Source organism: Bradyrhizobium sp. B124, assembly GCF_038967635.1.
Lineage (GTDB): Bacteria > Pseudomonadota > Alphaproteobacteria > Rhizobiales > Xanthobacteraceae > Bradyrhizobium.
Window position 1 is genome coordinate 1,873,795 of record NZ_CP152413.1, and the last position, 19,497, is coordinate 1,893,291.

Below are 19,497 nucleotides of genomic sequence, written 5' to 3' on the forward strand. Positions count from 1 at the left end.
TTCAGTCCAGCGACGCGCCTTTGGCGCGGTTCCAGGGGCCCACGGGCGTGGTGGCGTCACGGTCGCAGCGCACATCGACGATGAAGGTGCCGCCCGAACGAAAGGCCTGCTCGAAGGCGCCGACCAGGTCGCCGGGCTGCTCCACCACCACGCCGTCGGCACCGAGCGAGCGCGCAAAGTGCACCCAGTCGTGGGTGCGAAGCAGGGACAGTTCGGCTGCGGCCGGGCTCATCTGCTTGGCGCGCAGGTAGACATTCCCCAAGGCGCCGTTGTTGATCACGACATAGACGATAGCGAGACCGTGACGCGCCGCGGTCTGGATCTCGATGCCGTGCATCAGCATGCAGCCATCGCCGGTGATCACCGCACAGGGCAGCTCCGGCCGCGCCAGCTTGGCGCCGATTGCCGCGGGAATGGCCCAACCCATCGGCGCCATGGCGGTGGCGGTGAGATAGGCGCTGGGCCCATGGCTTTGCCAGTAATGCCCGCCAAAGACCCGATGCGCGCCGGAGTCGACCAGCAGCACGCAGTCGCGCGGGGCCACCTGACGCAGGTCGGCAACGGCGCGCGCCGGGTGGATGGGCACCGCATTGCTGCGGGTGTTGGCCACATCGTACAGGCGCGGCATCGCGCGTATGCGCGCGGTCCACGCATCTCGCGCCGCCCGGGTGCCGGCGAGAGTGCTGCGCACGGGCTCGTCGTCCAACATCCAGCGCACAAACTCGCGCGCGTCGCCCACCACGGACCCGGTCACCGCATAGTCGCGACCGAACTCGCAAGCGTCGATGTCGACCTGTACGGTGACCGCCGGCAGGTTCGGACTCCACGACATGGTGTCGCGCTGGCTCAGGCCCGAGCCCAGGATCAACAGCACGTCGGCCTTCACGTCGGCCGCCGGCGGCGGGTTGGGGCCGGTGTCGTCGTCCGGCGTCAAAGCCAGTGTCGAATGGCGAGTCCCGCCATAGCCAAACACGCCCAGCGACAGGCGATGGTCTTCCGGGATTACGCCCTTGGCGCGCAATGTGGTGGCAACCGGAATGCCGAAGCTATCGGCAAGCCGCACGAGATCCTCCGTGGCGCCGGATCTCACGCAGCCGTTTCCGGCCAGAATGGCGATGCGCGGGCCTGCCGTCAGCAACGCTCGCGCGGCGGCCGCGGTCTCCCGGTCCAGCACACGCGGCGGCGTTGCCGGGCCGTATTGCAGCGGGCGGTAGGCCTCGGTCACGGGCCGCTCGTGCAGATCTTGCGGCAGGCTCAGGAAGACCGGCCGCGGCGAGTCCCCCACCATGGTGCGCAAGGCGACATGCAAATGATGCGGCAGCAGACTGACCGCCGGCACTTCCTGGGCGAACGCTGTCACCGGCCGCATCAGGGCGACGTCGTTCATGCCCGTACCGCTGCCGTCCTGGAATGAGCCGCGGCCTTCCCAGTCGCTTTGCACTTCACCGGTCACGGCGAGGATCGGCGACTCGTCGGCATAGGCATTGGCGAGCGCCGCGACCAGATTGGCCGCGCCCGGCCCGCCGATGCCGAGGCATACGCCAAACCTGCCGCTTGCCCGCGCATAACCGTCCGCCATGAAGCCCGCGCCGCCTTCATGGGCGGCGACGATGGCTTTCACGCCGGTGACGTCACCGAACTCGGTGAGGAAGCCGTCGATCAATCCGCCGGGCACCATGAAGACATGGCTGATGCCTTCCTGCTTGAGCGCGCCGAGCACGAATTCGATGGCGTTGGGTGGCTTGTTCATCGCATGACACCCAGTTGGGCCGCGGCCGGCTTGCGCCCTTCGCTGACAGCCAGCGCGGTGCGCACGCCGGACTCGATGGCGCCCTCGATCCACGCATGCTTGAGCGAGGTGTGCTCGCCCGCGAAGTGAATCTTGCCGCCTTCCGGCTCGAGCAGGTAGGGCATCAGCATCTCGAACTGCCCCGGCGCAAAGATGGCCGCCTCGCCGCACGCGAAAGGATCCTGCATCCAGCTCTTGCTGGTGCCACCCACATACAGTTTACGCACGCCCTCGCCGTGCAATGCGCAGATGCCGTCCAACGCGAACTGCAGGCGCGTGGGCTCCGTCAGCGAGTCCCAGCGCAAGGCGTCCTCGCCCCAGACGTAGCTCGCGAGCACGACGCCGCCCCGGTTGGAGCCCATGTCGTGGCTCGGGTAGTAGATGTAGCGGTTGGCAAGGTCGGTGGTGGAGCCCCCGCCGTAGATGTCGTCGTCTTGCTCCCAGAAGCGGCGGCTGAATTCGAGCAAGACCTTGGTGGCGGCGTCATAGTGCAATTCGCGAATGGCGCGCCGGCGCTGCGGCACGAACAACGGGTCAGTGCGCACGAAGCGCAGGCTGGAAAAGGGGATCGCGACAATGGCCGCGTCGCCCTTGAAGGTCTCGCCACTGGTCGTACGCAGACTGACACCGCTACCGTCCCAGCTCAGCGCGCTCAGGCGCTGGCCAAAGCTGATGCTGTCTTTCAGCGCCGGCAGGAAGGCGTGCGGCAACAAGTCGTTGCCGCCAGGAATTTGCCAGTAACGAACCTTGTCATTGATGATGGCAAGCTCGATGAAGGCCTGCACGAAGGACGTCATCAATCGCGATTCCAGGTTGTTCAGCACGACGATCATCTCGATCGCTTCCTCGGAATACAGCGTCTGTTCCTTCAGGAAGCGGCGCACCGAGAATTCGCCGAAGCGCTCGATCACCACCGGCCATCGCGACGCCGGATCGGCCTTGATGAAATCGCGCAGCGGCGCCAGCGCGGCGTCCAGCATTTGCTGCGCGGTCTGGCCTTTCTCGCCCGGCGGCAGCGGGAAGTTCAATTGGCCGGCGGTGTAGGCGCTACGCCTGATCTTCACACCATTGACGAACAGCCATTCATTGTTGCGCGACACCGGGTCGGCAGCGTCGCGGGTCGCGGGGTCGATGTCGACATTGAAGAAGGGTTCACGCGGCAGCTTGAACAGATCGGCGAGTGCATTCACCAGCTGGTGCTGGCTCGGGATCCGCATCGCACCTGCTTCGGCATAGAGATCGCTGCTGAAGGAGCGAAAGGTATGCACGCGGCCCCCGACATAAGTGTTGGCTTCCAGAATGCGCACGTGGTGGCCCGCGTTGCGCAAAAGATACGCCGCGGTCAGGCCGGCCATGCCGGCGCCGACAATGATCACGTCCTGCGGGCGCGCCGGTCGCGGCAATCCCCGTTGGACGATCTGGACATACTCCTTGATGATCGGGTCCAGCGCCTCATCGCCCAGATCATGCAGCAGCGACTCTTCCATGGCGTTATTTCCCTTTTATGATGCTTGGAGCAACGTACGGGCTTCGCGTAGATCCGGTTCGTCATACCCTTCGGTGAAGGCGGAACAGGCGGTTTGCAGTTGATGCCCGTCGCACCGTCCCCGGTGACGGCGCTCCAGGCGATAGAGGCTCATCGCCGCGCGCAACTCCAGTGACCGGTTATTCTGCCGACGCGCCAGGGCCAGCGCCTGGTGCAGGCTGTCCCGGGCGGCATCCGCCGCGCCGGCGTCTTCGGCGAGCAGCAGTTCGGCTTTCAGGCGCAGCAGTTCAGGTTGCCAGCGGCGCTCGAGGGTGTGCTCGATGCGCTCCAATGCGTCGTTCACGGCGCGCAACCCCGCGGCCGCTTCGCCGTTCTTGAGATACAGTTCGGCCAGCATAGCCAGGTAGTTCGGCTGGGCCAGTTCGGCACCGGTCGCCTGCACCGCCTCGATGCCGCGCAGCATGGTGCGGATGCCCTCGGCCGTGTGGCCTTCTTCGCCCAACAGCCAGCCCTGAAGCACGGAGCCGCGCGCTTCCCAGTAGGAGAAGCCTCGCTCGGTGGAGCAGGCCATCAACTGCTGCAGGCAATCACGCGCCCGATCCGCGGCCCGTCTGAACTGATGCAGCAGCGAGGCGTAGTACAAGGCGTGGGCGAGGCTCGGCAGATGCGACAATTCGTGCGCCAGGCGCACCGATTCCTCGCTGCGCATCAGGGCCTGGTCGGCCAGGCCCTGATGCCACAGCGCCCAGGCGCCGCAGGAAAGACTGGTGATGCGCGGGTCGCTGGCCGCTACACTGACATGCTGCCGCGGGTCGTGCAGCGCCGCGGCTTGTTCCAGGTTGGCGGCGGCGGGCTCGATCTCGCCCTGGTAGTATTGAGTGGTGCCCATCGCATAACGCGCCATCGACCACTGTGTGTCGACGCTCGATTCCTCAGCCGAGGCGATGAGTTGCTCGGCGAGACCGCGCGACGTGGCCAGGCGGGCGCGGTTCAAGTAGTAGCGCCACAGCCCGAACAAGACGGTGAACCGTTGCTCAGCCTCGCCCAGTTCGTTCGCGAGTTCGCGTGCCCGCTCGTAGGTCCGCTCGACCTCCGGCGCCGCATAGCCGCGCGCCGCCATCAGCGCCGGTCCGAGACCGAGCCTCACCTCAAGTTCCTGCCTGGACCGCTCGGACCCTGCGGGTAGGCCGGCCAACAATCCGAGCGCCGCATTGAACTGGCTGATTGCCTCGCGATGCGCCGCGCGCCCGACCGACAATTGCGCCGCGCGCTGCCACTGCGGGATGGCCTGTGCGGCCAGGCCAGCCTCGGTGTAGTGATAGGCCAGCACCTCGGGTTGCCCCTGCGTAAGGGTGGCGAAGCTTTCCACGAGTACCTGGGCGACGCGCTGGTGAAACAGCTGGCGCGTGCTGCGCAGCAAGGAGCCATAGGCGGCGTCTTGCACCAGCGCGTGCTTGAAGGTGTAGGTGGCGCTGGGCGGCAGGCCGTGTTGCTGCAACACCTCGGCGACGACAAGCTGCTGCAACGACTGGCGCAACGTCGCCTCGTCCATTTTCGCCACCGCATGCAACAGGTCGTAGGCAAAACTGCGCCCCAGCACGGCGCCAAGTTGGGCCACAGTTTTGGCCGTCGATAGACGGTCCAGGCGCGCCATCAACGAGTCATGCACCGTGGCCGGAATGGCCAGTGGGGTCAGCGGCCCCACGAGTTCGTAGCGCTCGCCAAGATCCCTAAGCAGACCGAGTTCCATCACCGTCTTGGTCAATTCCTCGACGAATAGCGGCACGCCATCGGTCTTCTTGATGATCTGCTCCAGCACCTCCGCCGGCAGCGGCTTGCTACCCGTCACCTGCAGCACCAGCTGGCTGATCTCGCTGCGCGCCAACCGGCCGAGGCGCAGCGCGTTGACCTGCGGCCGCGCACCCCAGGGCGGCTGGAAGTTGGGTCGGGCCGCGGTCAGCAACAGGATATTAGCCGTGGGCACCTGATCGATCAGCAAGCCCAGGAGTTCCAGCGTGGAAGGATCCAGCCAATGCAGATCTTCGACCACAAGCAGGACCGGTTTGCGTGCGGCCAGCGCCAGCAACAGAGTGAGGATCGCTTCCAGCGTTTCCTTTTGCGTGCCGGCCGTCGCGGCGGGTTGGCCAGCTTCGCTGGGAAGCGACAGCAAGGCGGCGAACACGCTCGCCATGCGGGCGTCGCCGAGACCATGCAAGGCGAGGCCCTGATGCAGCTTGGCCAGGCGTGCCGGCGCGTCGTCGCCGGGCTCAAATCCCAGCAGCCCTTGCAGGAGATCGATAACCGGGTGCAGCGCGGTGTTCTGGTGGTACGCCGAGCCGCTGGCCGAGAAGCACAGCGCGTGACCGGCCGACACATGGGCGCGCAGCATATGGACCAGGCGCGACTTGCCGATACCGGCCTCGCCGCTGAGGCAGACCACCTGCCCCGTTCCTTCCACCACCTGGGCCCAGCGGTCTTGCAGCAGCGAAACCTCGCTGTGCCGCCCGACCAGGGCCGTTAGTCCCGCGGAGGTGGCGGCTTCGAAGCGGCTGACCGTCTTGCTTATGCCGCGGATGCGATAGCCATGCGTGGGGGGCGCGATGCCCTTGAGCGTCAGCTCGCCCAAATCCTCGTAATCGAACGTGCCTCCGGCCAGGCGGCGCACCTGCTCGCTCACCACGATACTGCCGGGGTGGGCTACGCTTTGTAGCCGCGCGGCGAGATTTGGTGTGTCACCGACCACCGGATGCTCCTGCGCGGAGCCTTGTCCAATGAGGTCGCCAACCACCACGACCCCGGTCGCAATACCGATGCGGATTTGAAGCAGGTCGGCAGCCCGCGTCTCCAGCCCGGCAAGGACGGCAACGATTTCGAGACTGGCGCGCACGGCGCGCTCGGCATCATCTTCATGTGCGAGCGGATAGCCGAAATAAGCCACGATACCGTCGCCCAGGAATTTGGCGACGAAACCTTCATAGCGCGCGATGACGCCGGAGCACGCGTCCTGATAGGAGCGCATCACCTCGCGCATGTCCTCGGGATCGAGTCGCGCCGACAGCGCGGTCGAGCCAACCAAATCGCAGAACATGACAGTCAATTGACGACGCTCCGCGGCGTCCCGCGGGCCCGGTTCGGCCGACGTCGGTTGCGAGACCTCCGCCTTTTCCGTGGCGCTCAATTTCGCGATCGCCTTGAGCAGGCGCTTGCGGTGCCCCAACGGCACGCCGAGCTTCTCAAGATCGATCTCGGTCAGCTCAGGCAGGACTTCGGCATCGATTTCGTTCGCCCGGAACAGCGTTCCATATTGTTCGAGGCCCAGCTCCTGCAACCATTCCTCGACATCCATGGTCGCGTCCCAATCGGTTTCAAAATCTCTTGCAGTAATATCCTATCGTGCGCTGCTGCTTCGTAGCTCCACGATCGCCTGCAGCGGGAGCTTCATCGGGCCGGCCCGACCTTCGGTCACCTGCCGGCCTTCAGCCTTAAATCATTGGCGCACGCAACGTGGCACTTCGATCGAAGTGCCGGAAAACCGATGAATGAATTGTGCGGAATCAACCGAAACCTGATGGAATCGCAACTGCAGCGCCAGATACTGCAAACCGTATCTTTTATTGCGGCTTCCATCTGAACGAACGCTATCTGAAGTTTCTTGAGCAAACTATTGCACGTCTTCCGGCAATACGCAATGAATACAGCCCCTTCGCACTTTCCGGATCATGCGTTCATTCGCTCGGCTCAAGCCGGCGCCGGGCCTTTAGGACGCGATCGCCTGTCGCGCCTTTGCGGTGGCACCGATCAGCTTGCCGATCTCGGGCTTGCAGCCGCCGCAATTGGTGCCGGCCTTCAGGCAGCGACCGATCGCCTCGACGCTGCCGGCGCCCTTCCTGATCTCGGCCGTGATCTGGTGCCGTCCGACGCTGAAGCAGGAGCAGACGATCGGCCCGACATCTTCGCCCGCGCCGAACGGCCGCCCCGCGAGCAGCGCCATCCGCGCATTGGCCGACAATTGCTGTTCTGCGAACAACCCGGCGAGCCACGCCCGCGATGGCAGCACGTGATCGGGCGCGATGAACACGCAGCCCTCGAGCCGGCCGTCACGCACCGCCGCGTAGCGGAAGCGGCCCGCGGCCGGATCGCGATAGGCGATCCACTCGATCTCGACGCCTTCGAGGCCGAGCTGCGCGCGCGCCCAGTCGCGCCAGCTCTCCGGGCGGACGTCGAGCGCAAGCTCCAGCCGCGTGCAATCGCCGGCCTTGCCGTAAACCCAATAGCCGCTTGCCGGACGCTTGATCGCATCGCGGCTCAGGATGAAGGCGTGCCATTTCGGCGCGTAAGGATCGGCCTTGACCGGCGTGTGCTTGGACTCCGGCTGGCCGGACAGCGGATCGACCGCCGGATTGACCAGCGCGTTGACGCGGCCCTCGCCGGCGAATTCCTCGTTCCAGTGCATCGGCACGAACACGCAGCCGCGGCGCTGGTCGGCGCTGACCACGACGCGCGCAATCATCTCGCCCCAGCTGCTCGTCAGCCGCACCAGTCCTTCGTTTTGCAGGCCGGCCTGACGCGCATCCTCGGGGTGAAACTCGGCATAGGGCTCGAAGATATGCGACAGCAGCCGACCGGTTTTCCCGGTCCGGGTCATGGTGTGCCACTGATCTCTGATACGGCCGGTATTGAGCACCAGCGGAAAATCGCGGCTGGTCGCATGCCGCGCCGCGCGCGGCGCGACCGGCACGAAACGCGCCTTGCGGTCGGGCGTGAAGAATTTCTGGCTCTCGAACATCCGCGGCGTGCCGGCCGGATGGTCCGATGTCACCGGCCACTGCACCGGCGCCAGCGCGTCATAGGCGCCGTCATCGAGCACAGCCAGCGCCGAGATGTCGAAATCGCGCTGGCCGTTGTTCTCGAAGCCCGACAGTTCGGCGTGCTCGCGGAACACCTCTGCGGCTGACGCGTAGTCGAAGCCGGAATAGCCCATGCGGGCGGCAACGTCGCAGATGATCCGCCAGTCGGCGTGCGCCTCGCCGGGCGCGGCGAGGAACGGCCGCTGCCGCGAGATCCGGCGCTCGGAATTGGTGACGGTGCCGTCCTTCTCGCCCCACGCCAGCGCCGGCAGCAGCACGTCGGCGTGACGCGTGGTGTCGGTGTCGCGCATGCAGTCCGTCACCACGACGAGCTCGCAGGCGTCGAGCGCGGCGCGCGCACGGTCGGCATCGGGCAGGCTGACCACCGGATTGGTCGAGATGATCCACACCGCCTTGATCCGGCCATCGGCGATCGCATCGAACATGTCGACGGCCTTCAGCCCGCCCTTCTCCGCAATCACAGGCGCACGCCAGAACCGCTGCACCAGCTCGCGATGCGCGGGGTTCTCGAGCTCCATATGCGCGGCAAGCTGGTTGGCGAGCCCGCCGACCTCGCGGCCGCCCATCGCGTTGGGCTGGCCGGTGAGCGAGAACGGCCCCATGCCGGGACGGCCGATGCGTCCGGTCAACAGATGGCAATTGATGATGGCGTTGACCTTGTCGACGCCGCTCGACGACTGGTTGATGCCCTGCGAATACAGCGTGACGACGCGCTCGGTCCGGGTGAACCAGTCGAAGAACAGTCCGACCGCGCCTTCGCTCAGCCCACACGTCGCAGCGGTCTGCGCCAGGGTCTGGCCGGCCACCTGCTTGAGGGCGTCGACGATTCCCGTCGTGCAATTGCCGACAAAGCCGCGATCGACCGCATTGCTGCCGGCAAGGAACGCGAACAGCCCGTTGAACAACACGGAGTCGCTGCCCGAGCGCAGCGGCAGATGCAGATCGGCGCCCTCGCAGGTCGCGGTGCGGCGCGGATCGATCACCACGATCTTGCACGCCGGGTTCTTCTCCTTCGCCGCCAGCATGCGCTGGTGCAGGATTGGATGGCACCACGCGGCGTTGGAGCCGACCAGCACCAACAGGTCGGCCTGCTCGAGATCCTCGTAGCAGCCCGGCACGGTGTCGCTGCCGAACGCGCGCTTGTGCCCGGCGACGCTGGAGGCCATGCACAGCCGCGAATTGGTGTCGATATTGGCAGTGCCGACAAAGCCCTTGGCGAGCTTGTTGATGACGTAATAGTCCTCGGTCAGGAGCTGGCCGGAGACATAGAACGCGACCGCGTCAGGTCCGTGCTCGCGAATAACGCGACTGAAGCCATCGGCGATACGATCGAGCGCGTCATCCCAGCCCGCCGGCGCGCCGTCGACGACAGGCGCGAGCAGACGCCCGTCGAGATCGATGGTCTCGGCGAGCGCCGAGCCCTTGCTGCAGAGCCGGCCGAAATTGGCCGGATGCTGCTTGTCACCTTCGACCCGGACGGCGCCCGCCGCGTCCCTCGACGCGATGACGCCACAGCCGACACCGCAATAGGGACACGTGGTCTTGACGGACATGGCTGGCCGATCCTTGCCCGCTCAGCTCACCGCCGCCGCCTGCCGCACCGACAGCCAGACAACGCCGTTCTCGACCTTGGCCAGATGAGTATGCGTGCAGCCTTCATCGGGCGCGACCGCCTGCCCGCTCGCCAGCTCGATGACGAAATTATGCAGCGGACAGGTCACGCGCTTGTTGTGCACGATGCCCTGCGACAGCGGCCCGCCCTTGTGCGGGCAGCGGTCATCGAGCGCGAACACCTCGTCGCTCTCGGTCCGGAACACCGCGATGTTGCCGCCCGGCGTGCGCACCACGCGCGAGCCGAGCCGCGGAATGTCGTCGAGCGCGCCGATTTCGATCCAGTTGGTCATGCGAGCTCCAATTCGGCAAGAGGTGCGAACTCGTTGCGGTCGATGCCGCGGCTGGCGCGCTCGGCCCACGGATCGGTCTGCGCGAACTGCTGCGAATGGGCAAAGCGGGCAAACAGCGCCTTGCGGTTCGCGATGTCGTCGACCACCCGCTTCCTGATCTGCTCCAGACCGACGCGGTCGCACCATTTGTACATGCGCTCGAGATACCAGCCCTCTTCGCGGTAGAGCTGGGTCAGCGCCACGATCACCTCGAGCGTCTCGTCCTCGGTCTCGACCTTGGTCAGGAACTCGGTGCCCTTGATGTGCAGGCCCGCAGCGCCGGCGAAGTGGATCTCGTAGCCGGAATCGACGCAGACCACGCCGACGTCCTTGCAGGTCGCTTCCGCGCAGTTCCGCGGGCAGCCGGAGACGCCGAGCTTGACCTTGGCCGGCGTCCACGAGCCCCACATGAACTTCTCGAGCTTGACGCCGAGGCCGGTGGAGTCCTGGGTGCCGAAGCGGCACCATTCCGAACCGACGCAGGTCTTCACCGTGCGCAGGCCCTTGGCGTAGGCATGGCCTGACACCATGCCGGCGTCGTTGAGATCGGCCCACACCGCCGGAAGGTCCTCCTTCTTGACGCCGAGCAGGTCGATGCGCTGGCCGCCGGTGACCTTCACCGTGGGGATGTTGAACTTCTCGGCGACATCGGCGATGGCGCGCAGCTCGCTCGGCGTGGTGACGCCGCCCCACATCCGCGGCACCACCGAATAGGTGCCGTCCTTCTGGATGTTGGCGTGGACGCGCTCATTGATGAAGCGCGACTGCTGGTCGTCGCGGTACTCGCCCGGCCAGGTCGCGAGCAGATAGTAGTTCAGCGCCGGACGGCAGGAATGGCAGCCGTTGAGCGTCTTCCACTCCATGAAGCGCATGACGGCGGGAATGGTCTTGAGCTGCTGCTCGACGATGACGCGGCGAACGTCGTCGTGGCTGTGATCGGTGCATTTGCACAGCGGCTTGACCTTCGGCGCCGCCGAATAGTCGCCGCCGAGCGTGAAGGCCAGCACCTGCTCGACCAGGCCGGTGCAGGAGCCGCAGGACGACGACGCCTTGGTATGGGCGCGGACGTCGTCGAGCGTGAACAGCTTCTTCTCGGAGATCGCCTTGACGATCGCGCCTTTGCAGACGCCGTTGCAGCCGCAGATCTCGGTCTCGTCGCTCATCGCGGCAACCGAATTCTGCCCGTTGACGCCGCCGTCGCCGAGATTGGCGGCGCCGAACACCAGGCGCTCGCGCATATGCGAGACGTCGGTGCCGTCGCGCAGATGCTGGAAGTACCAGGGGCCGTCGATGGTGTCGCCATAGAGCACGGCGCCGACGATCTTCTTGTCCTTCAGGATGATGCGCTTGTAGACGCCGCGATTGGCGTCCTGCAACACGATCTCCTCCTTGTCCGGCCCCGGTGCGAAGTCGCCGGCCGAGAACAGGTCGATGCCGGTGACCTTCAACTTGGTCGAGGTGACCGAGCCGTCATAGGTGGCAAAGCCCTTCATCGCGAGGTGGTTGGCGCAGACCTTGGCCTGGTCGAACAGCGGCGCGACGAGGCCGTAGGTCTGACGGCGGTGCTGCACGCATTCGCCGACCGCATAGATGCGGCCGTCATAGGTCTGCATGGTGTCGGAGACTACGATGCCGCGCTCGCAATAAAGCCCGGCCTTCTTGGCGAGCTCGAAGTTCGGGCGGATGCCGACCGCCATCACCACGAGATCGGCCGGCAGCTCGGTGCCGTCGCCGAAACGCACGCCGGTGACGCGGTCCTCGCCCAGGATCGCCTGGGTCTGCGCCGGCATCTTGAACACCATGCCGCGCTCTTCCAGCGACTTGCGCAGCAGTCCGCCGGCCACCGGATCGAGCTGGCGCTCCATCAAGGTGTCGAGCAGATGCACGACCGTGACGTTCATGCCGCGCTTCATCAGCCCGTTGGCGGCTTCGAGGCCCAACAGGCCGCCGCCGATCACGACGGCGTTGCGATAGTCGGTCGAGGCCTTGATCATGCGGTCGACATCATAGATGTCGCGGAAGCCGATCACGCCCGGCAGGTCCTTGCCCGGCAGCGGCAGCATGATCGGGTTTGAGCCGGTCGCGATCAAAAGGCGGTCATAGGGCACGCGGTCGCCGGCATCGGTGACGACTTCACAGGTGCGGCGATCGATCATGGAGACCGTCTCGCCCTTGCGCAGCGTGATGTTGTTGTCCTCGTACCAGTCGACGGTGTTGAGCATGATGTCGTCGACGGTCTTCTCGCCGGCGAGCACGGGCGACAGCAGGATGCGGTTGTAATTGCCGTACGGCTCGGAGCCGAACACCGTGATGTCGTAGAGATCGGGTGCGCGCTCGAGCAGCGCCTCCACCGTGCGGATGCCGGCCATCCCGTTGCCGATCACCACGAGCTTCTGCTTGGTCACTTTGTCGAGCATGGTCTGCCTTTCAATTCCGACGGCGCTACGCAGCGACGCGATGTGCGTCGTTGATGGGCACCGATAAAGGTTTGGAGTTGTAGGAAGCCCAGCCGCGGGCGCAGACCGTCTTCGATGACGACCGATGTTCCGTTATTGATTGATATTCAAAACGCGTGCCAACTCGGCGCGAACGAATCTGGTAGCAAAATCAACAGGTTTCCTGCGACCTCACATGTGACTGATGCCGCGGCGCGCGGCGGCCTGGCCGAATTTTTAGCCACGCCGATGATCTCTTGTGCAGCACAGCATCAGCGGCCGCGGCCGCAATCGTGAACCCGCAATTGATGCGCCATCGCGCGTCCATGGCGCATCGCACAAGAAAGCATCAGCATGCGCGTTTGCGCGGCGGCGCTTGCTGCAAGCCACGCCAATTCCGATCGCCGGACCCGGTTCGCGATCTCGCGGCAACGTCTTGCGACTGCAAGGCAAAGCGACGCGATCGATTCGATGGCACGCAAATTGCTGACCTTACCTCTCGACGGAGTGCGTCTCAACGGCGAGCGCGCTCACGCATTCACCCACATTCGATTTATCTGCGCCCGAGAGAGTCGCACGTCAGCGGCCATCTCCGCCGCATCAGCGCGAGACGTTGCGATGAAGCTAGCCGAGTTCAAGAAGGCAGGTCACTGGCCAACCCTGCTCGCCGCGTTCCTGTACTTCGACATCAGTTTCATGGCGTGGGTCGCGCTCGGACCGCTGATCGTCTACATCGCGCGCGACATGAATCTTGCGGTCAACGAGAAGTTCACCCTGGTCGCCATTCCGGTCCTCGCCGGCGCATTGTTGCGCGTGCCGATGGGCATCCTCGCCGACATCATCGGCGCCAAGCGCACCGGCATCATCGCCCAGCTCGTCGTGATCGCCGCGACCGCGTCGGTCTGGCATTTCGGGCTGACCAGCAAGCTCGCGATCGAGCTGTTCGGGCTTGCGCTCGGGGTTGGCGGCGCCTCGTTCGCGGTCGCCCTGCCGCAGGCGAGCCGCTGGTATCCGCCGCAATATCAGGGCGTGGTCATGGGGATCGCCGGCGCCGGCAATATGGGCGTCGTGCTCGACACGCTGCTCGCACCGAGCATTGCCGAACATTGGGGCTGGCAGGCCGTATTTGGCTGCCTCTTGATTCCGATGCTGATGGTGCTCGCCTATTACGCCGTCGCGGCCAAGGACGCGCCGGGCGAGCGCAAGAAGATCTCGCTGCAGGCCTACGGCGCGCTGCTGAAGGATTCCGACAGCCGCTGGTTCATGTTCTTCTACTTCATCACCTTCGGCGGTTTCGTCGGCCTCGCCAACGCGCTGCCGCTCTATTTCACTGTGCAGTATCACGTCTCGGGCGTCGCGGCCGGCATGCTGGTCGCGCTGATCGTCGCGTTCGGCTCGGGCTTCCGCCCGGTCGGCGGCATGATTGCCGACCGCATCGGCGGCATTCGTTCGCTGTCGATCCTGTTCGGCGTCGTCGTCGCCGCCTATCTCGTGATCGCCTTCATGCCGGAGGGCCCGACTGCGCCGACCGCGGGCGGCTGGGCGCTGACCGAGCTGCCGCGCATCGCCTGGATCTCGGTGCTGCTGTTCTCGATCGGCGTGCTGGCGCTCGGCATGGGCAATGGCGCGGTGTTCCAGCTGATCCCGCTGCGCTTCCGCCACGAGATCGGCCTGATGACCGGGCTCGTCGGCTGCGCCGGCGGCGTCGGCGGCTTCTTCCTCGCCCAGACGCTTGGCTTCGCCAAGGGCATGACCGGCGGTTTCGGCGCCGGCTTCCTGTTCTTCGGCGTGCTGGCGTTGCTTGGCTTCATCGGACTTGCGATGGTCAAGGTCCGCTGGCGCACCACCTGGGGCGCGGTGTCGGGAGCGCGCGTCTGACGGCCCGCTCCGAAAAGGACGGGTTCGGACGTGGCGAACGGCGCGCAACACGATCTGGGCGTACGCGTCGGTTTCGCCAGCGAGACCGGCAAGCGCGCAGCCAATGAGGACTATGTCGCGGCCTGCCTCGGCCAGCCGGGCGCGCTGCATCGCGACGTCGTGGCCGCGGTCGCCGACGGCGTCGGCGGCCACAAGGGCGGACGTGAGGCGGCGGAGGTCGCGGTCCGCAGCTTCATCGATGCCTATTATTCGCTGCCCGAGACGCTCGGTGTTCGCCGCCGCGCCGCGCGGGCGCTGGAAGCTGCCAACAGCTGGATCTACGGCCAGGGCCGCGTCGACGCCGCGCGCAGCGGCATGGCCTGCGCGTTCTCCTCGATCATCCTGTCGCGGCGGCAATGCCATGTGATCCATATCGGCGACACCCGCGCCTACCGCCTGAGCGATGGACGGCTGGAGCGGCTGACGCAGGACCACATCGCCGGTCGCGGCGACCTCGCCCATATGTTGAGCCGCGCCATCGGTTTCGAGGAGTTCGCCCGCTTCGATTACACCTCGGTCGGGCTGCGGCAGCATGACCGTCTCGTGATCTGCAGCGACGGGGTTCACGGCGCGCTCTCCGATTCCCGCCTGCAGCAGCTGCTGGAGGAACGCACGCCGCCCGACGAGTCGGCGCGCAGCATCGTCGATGCCGCGCTCGCGGCCGGCAGCAGCGACAACACCACCGCGCTGGTGCTCGACGTCGTCGACCTGCCGCCGGCGGATCGCGACGACCTCACTCATGCGATCGCGACCTTGCCGATTTTGGACTTGCCGGAAAGCGGCGACACGATCGACGATTTCGCGCTCCACGACGTGCTGTCCGACGGGCGCTACAGCCGCCTGTTCAAGGCGACCGACAAGCGTGCCGGACGCGAAGTGGTGCTGAAGTTTCCGCATCCGCGGGTCGCCAGCGAAGGCTCCTACCGCCTCGCCTTCGTGCGCGAGGCCTGGGTCGCCGCGCGCGTGCGCAGCCTGTGGATCGGCGAGATCATCGAGGTGCCCGCGGAGCGGCAGACCAGGCTCTATTCGGCGATGCCGCTCTACGAGGGCGAAACGCTGGAACAGCGGCTCAACCATGCGCCGCGGCTGTCGCTCACCGAAGGCATCGCGATCGCAACCAAGCTGGTGCGCGCGGTCACTGCGCTGCACCGCGCCGGCATCATCCATCGCGACATCAAGCCCGACAACGTGATCCTGCTGAAAGACGGCGGATTGCGCCTGGTCGATCTCGGCGTCGCGCGCGTGCCGCTGCTGGAGGATTTTCCCGCCGAGGATATTCCGGGCACCGCGAGCTACATGGCGCCCGAGCTGTTCGGCGGCAAGGCCGGCGACGAGGCCTCCGACCTGTTCGCGCTCGGCGTCACCGTCTACCGCATGTTCACCGCGAACTATCCGTTCGGCGAGATCGAGCCGTTCTCGCGGCCACGGTTCGGCAAGCCGGCGCCGCTGTCACGCTACCGGCCGGACCTGCCGGCCTGGCTCGATGCGGTGATCGGCAAGGCGCTCAGCGTCGAACCCGCGCAACGCTTCGGCGACGCCATCGAGTTCGCGCACGAGCTGGAAAACGGCGCGACCTGGGCCGGCCCCGCCGTCACGACCCGCAAATCGCTGCACGACCGCGATCCCGTGACCTTCTGGAAGGTCCTGTGCGCCATCCTGGCCCTGATCATCGTCGTGCTGCTGGCGCGGCACTAGCGGGCTGTTGAAGACGTCTTCCATGGCGGCGACGAAGCAGACTCCACCGCGAGGCCATGGACGACGTCTTCAGCAGCCTGCCAACGCTGCGAACGCAAACGTTACTGAGCTTTCGTCACGAACGGACACCCGCCTTCCGCGAGAGGCCGCCAGGCTTCGTCCGGCGAAATCGTCGCGATCACCTTTTCATAGTCCCAAGGCTCGTACGATTCGGATGGCGATTTGGCCTGGACCAAATACATCGAACGCATCACCTGCCCATCCTCGCGGATCTGTGCATTTTGCGTCATGAAATCGTTGACCGGAAGCTTGCGCATGGCGGCGGCAACGGCGCCAGGATCGTCGGTTCCGGCCGCCTGCACTGCCTTCAGATAGTGCATCACTCCACTGTAGACGCCGGCCTGGATCATGGTCGGCGCCTGCCCGTGCCGACGCGCCATGAAGCGATGACCGAACGTCCGGGTTGCCTCGTTCTGGGTCCACGAAAACGACGTCGCGTAGATGATGCCCTGCGCCGCCTCAAGGCCGAGCGAATGCACGTCCGTGATCAACATCAGAAGAGCGACGATGTTCTGGTCGGCAGATTTTCCGATGCCGAACTCCGCAGCCTGCTTGAGGCTGTTGACCGTATCGCCGCCCGCGTTCGCCAACGCAATGACTTTCGCCTTCGAGTTCTGTGCCTGGAGCAGGAACGACGATAAGTCCGACGCACCGAGCGGATGGCGAACCGAGCCGACGACCTTGCTCCCCGCGGTCGTGACGAAGCTTGATGCGTCACGCTCCAGCGCATGGCCGAAGGCGTAGTCCGCGGTCAGGAAGAACCACGTATCCGCGCCCTTCTTGAGCATGGCCCTGGTGACGGCGGAGGCTTCAGCGTAAGTGCTGTAGGTGAAATGAAACCCATAAGGCGAGCACTGCTTTCCGGTAAGATCGGAACTACCAGGCCCAGAAATCACAAAGATGCGCTTCTTCTCGCGGGTGATGGCCTGAATGGCCAGCGCCGTCGCCGAATTGCCGCCATCGGCAATCAAATCGACACCGTTCTCGTCGATCCAACGACGCACGATGCCGGAGGCGATATCGGGCTTGTTCTGATGGTCGGCGGACATCAGCTCAATCTTCTTGCCGAGCACGGTCGGGCCAAAATCCTCGATCGCGAGCCGGGCCGCCTCCACCGAGCCCTCGCCCCCAAGATCGGAATAGAGTCCCGACATGTCGTTGATGACGCCGATGCGCACCACGTCGCCGGACACCTGCGCACTCACGGACCCAACCGCAGCCAGACACAAGACCGCCGTGAGCGCGGCCGCAATCGATCGCATAGAGACCTCCCCGCGATGTTTTTTGTTCTCTTGTAGTCAGGCTGTCAGGGACCTGACCGCTTGACCGAATGTGACCGGCGCATTGCTCAGCATCAGATCGATGGCCTCGCGCTCCCATGCGTCGGCGACCGGCGCCAGCGGGTCCTTCGCGGTCAGGCGATGCTCGAGCACGAAGCGCGACAGCAGGAGCCGCCGCGCATCGACCTCCGGCTGGGATCCTTCCCATGCGAGCGTGATGGCCGACGTGGCATGGTAGAGCGCGCTCGCCGCCAGCCGCGCGGTGTGCTCCGAGCCGGGATCGGCCGCCACCCGTTCGGCAAAGCCGATCGCCCGATCGAGCGCGACGCGCAGGCGTTCGCGGAACGGCTCCGGCAACGCCTTCGCCTCTTCGAGGCGCGACTGGAGGACAGCGGCGAGCGCCCGATGCGCGCCGCTCTTGCCGACGGCGCGCGAAATGATGTCGAGCGCGTTGATGTTGCTGGTGCCTTCCCAGAGCACGCCGACATGGGCGTCTCGCACCAGCCGCGGCTGCACCCATTCCTCGATGTAGCCATTGCCGCCGCGCACCTCCATCGCGCCGGTGGCGACCGGAATGTTGTCGCGGCAGGCGCGGTACTTCAACAGCGGCGTCAGGATGCGCAGCAGATCCCTCGCCTGCGCCGAGCCGGCGCTGGCATCGTCCATCGCGCGCGCGGCCACCAGCATCATCGACAGCGCCTGCTCGGTCGGCACGATCAACTTCATCAGCTGGCGGCGCAGCAACGGAAAATCCATGACGCGCTGGCCAAACGCCACCCGCGACGAGGCGCTGACGACAGCCTCGTTCACGCAACGCCGCATCATCGCAGCGGCGCGCACGCCGTGCGACAGGCGCGAGAGGTTGACCTGCTCCATCATCTGCTTGAGGCCCTGCGTGGGATCACCGACCAGATAGGCAACCGCGTTGTCGAGCCGGATCTCGCCTGACGCCATCGATTTGGTGCCGAGCTTGTCCTTGAGACGGACGATCCGGTAGCTGTTGCGCCGGCCGTCCTTGAGGCGGCGCGGCAGCGCGAACAGCGCGAGCCCCCTGGTGCCATCGGGCGCACCTTCCGGCCGCGCCAACATCAGCGCGACGTCGGCATCGGCGTGCGAACAGAACCATTTGTCGCCGGTCAGACGCCAGACGTCACCATCCCGGCGCGCAACGGTCTCGACGGCGCCGACATCGGAGCCGCCGGCGCGCTCGGTCATGAACTGTGTGCCCTTCCACAGCGTCGCCATGTCGTCCGACAGCATCTTCGGCAACAGATAGGCCTTGAGCTCGTCGGAGCCGAACTTGCGGATCAGGTGCGTCGAGGTGTCGGTGACGCTGATCGGGCACATCAGCCCGAACTCGGACTGCACGAACAGATACTGGAACACGTATTTGGCCACGGCCGGCAGCGGCCGGTCCATGCCGAGCACACCGGCGCGGTGGCTCATGGCGTGAAACTGATAATCGCCGAAGGCGATCGCCTCCATCTCGCGGTATGCCGGGTGATAGTCGATCCAGTCCTCGTCGCGGCCGTAGGCGTCCCTCGGATTGAGCACCGGCGCATGCTTGTCGGCGATCCGTGCCAGCCGGTCGAGCCTGCCACCCGCCAGTTCGCCGAGGCGGCGGAAATGCGGTTCCAGCCGCTCGCGATCCTCGCGCGCCAGATAGAGCCCCAGAAGGCCGCGAAGTCCGCGATCGAGATCATAGAAATTGAGGCCTGCGCAATCATGTGAGATGTGGCGGGCCGGATCGGCGGCATCGTTGGAGCTGCGAAGGTCGCGCGCGCTCATCTGCATCGAGGCTCTCCTTGTTCGGGATGACGTCGCAGCAGCCGTGCCGGTGCGCGGGATGTCATCGCTCGGTGTACACACTTCGCCTGCAACATCGGGAACGATCGCGGCGATGTCCATCGGCGGAGCAGCTTGCGAGAATAATTTCAGATACGTGGAAGAAATGCCGGCCGCGCGCGGATCGTACGTCCGGTCATGCTGCACCGCGGACGCTTGACCTTCATTGGTTTCGCTGC

11 protein-coding genes are annotated in these 19,497 nt (G+C 65.8%); 3 read left to right on the forward strand and 8 right to left on the reverse strand.

Annotated features, from left to right (window positions below; translation table 11 throughout):
• Window position 1: 1 nt before the first annotated feature.
• From AAFG13_RS09015 to nirB, 6 genes are all read right to left on the reverse strand, one after another.
• Window positions 2-1,750, reverse strand: a complete 1,749-nt coding sequence (locus tag AAFG13_RS09015; protein ID WP_342711783.1) for a thiamine pyrophosphate-binding protein — start codon at window positions 1,748-1,750, stop codon at window positions 2-4.
• Entirely contained in the window at window positions 1,747-3,276 is a 1,530-nt protein-coding gene (locus AAFG13_RS09020; protein ID WP_342711784.1) for a flavin monoamine oxidase family protein, read from the reverse strand. Before AAFG13_RS09020 ends, AAFG13_RS09015 begins: the two co-directional genes overlap by 4 nt.
• A gap of 15 nt (window positions 3,277-3,291) precedes the next feature.
• The gene (locus tag AAFG13_RS09025; protein WP_342711785.1) at window positions 3,292-6,621 is read right to left on the reverse strand and encodes an adenylate/guanylate cyclase domain-containing protein; all 3,330 of its coding nucleotides are present in this window, start codon (window positions 6,619-6,621) and stop codon (window positions 3,292-3,294) included.
• Between the two features lie 411 nt (window positions 6,622-7,032).
• On the reverse strand, window positions 7,033-9,696 hold the full coding sequence (locus AAFG13_RS09030; RefSeq protein ID WP_342711786.1) for a molybdopterin-dependent oxidoreductase: 2,664 nt from the start codon (window positions 9,694-9,696) through the stop codon (window positions 7,033-7,035).
• Window positions 9,697-9,717: 21 nt separating this feature from the next.
• Window positions 9,718-10,047 carry a nitrite reductase small subunit NirD gene (gene nirD / locus AAFG13_RS09035; protein ID WP_212309695.1) on the reverse strand — a complete coding sequence of 110 codons (330 nt, stop codon included), beginning with the start codon at window positions 10,045-10,047 and terminating at the stop codon, window positions 9,718-9,720.
• A complete protein-coding gene (gene nirB, locus AAFG13_RS09040; RefSeq protein ID WP_342711787.1) occupies window positions 10,044-12,503 on the reverse strand; it encodes a nitrite reductase large subunit NirB in 2,460 nt (819 codons plus the stop codon). Before nirB ends, nirD begins: the two co-directional genes overlap by 4 nt.
• Window positions 12,504-12,617: 114 nt before the next feature.
• Between nirB and AAFG13_RS09045 the strand changes: the two genes are divergently transcribed.
• The 3 genes from AAFG13_RS09045 (at window position 12,618) to AAFG13_RS09055 (ending at window position 16,133) form a co-directional block, all read left to right on the forward strand.
• Entirely contained in the window at window positions 12,618-12,818 is a 201-nt protein-coding gene (locus AAFG13_RS09045) for a hypothetical protein (protein ID WP_342711788.1), read from the forward strand.
• Between the two features lie 321 nt (window positions 12,819-13,139).
• Window positions 13,140-14,399 carry an MFS transporter gene (locus AAFG13_RS09050; protein ID WP_342711789.1) on the forward strand — a complete coding sequence of 420 codons (1,260 nt, stop codon included), beginning with the start codon at window positions 13,140-13,142 and terminating at the stop codon, window positions 14,397-14,399.
• Window positions 14,400-14,429: 30 nt separating this feature from the next.
• Window positions 14,430-16,133, forward strand: a complete 1,704-nt coding sequence (locus tag AAFG13_RS09055; RefSeq protein ID WP_342711790.1) for a bifunctional protein-serine/threonine kinase/phosphatase — start codon at window positions 14,430-14,432, stop codon at window positions 16,131-16,133.
• Window positions 16,134-16,234: 101 nt separating this feature from the next.
• Here AAFG13_RS09055 and AAFG13_RS09060 read toward each other — a convergent pair whose 3' ends face one another.
• Complete coding sequence (locus AAFG13_RS09060) at window positions 16,235-17,455, reverse strand: ABC transporter substrate-binding protein (RefSeq protein WP_342711791.1); 1,221 nt, start codon at window positions 17,453-17,455, stop codon at window positions 16,235-16,237.
• Between the two features lie 36 nt (window positions 17,456-17,491).
• Window positions 17,492-19,267 (reverse strand): acyl-CoA dehydrogenase family protein, encoded by a 1,776-nt coding sequence (locus AAFG13_RS09065; RefSeq protein ID WP_342711792.1) that lies wholly within the window; start codon window positions 19,265-19,267, stop codon window positions 17,492-17,494.
• Window positions 19,268-19,497: the final 230 nt, after the last annotated feature.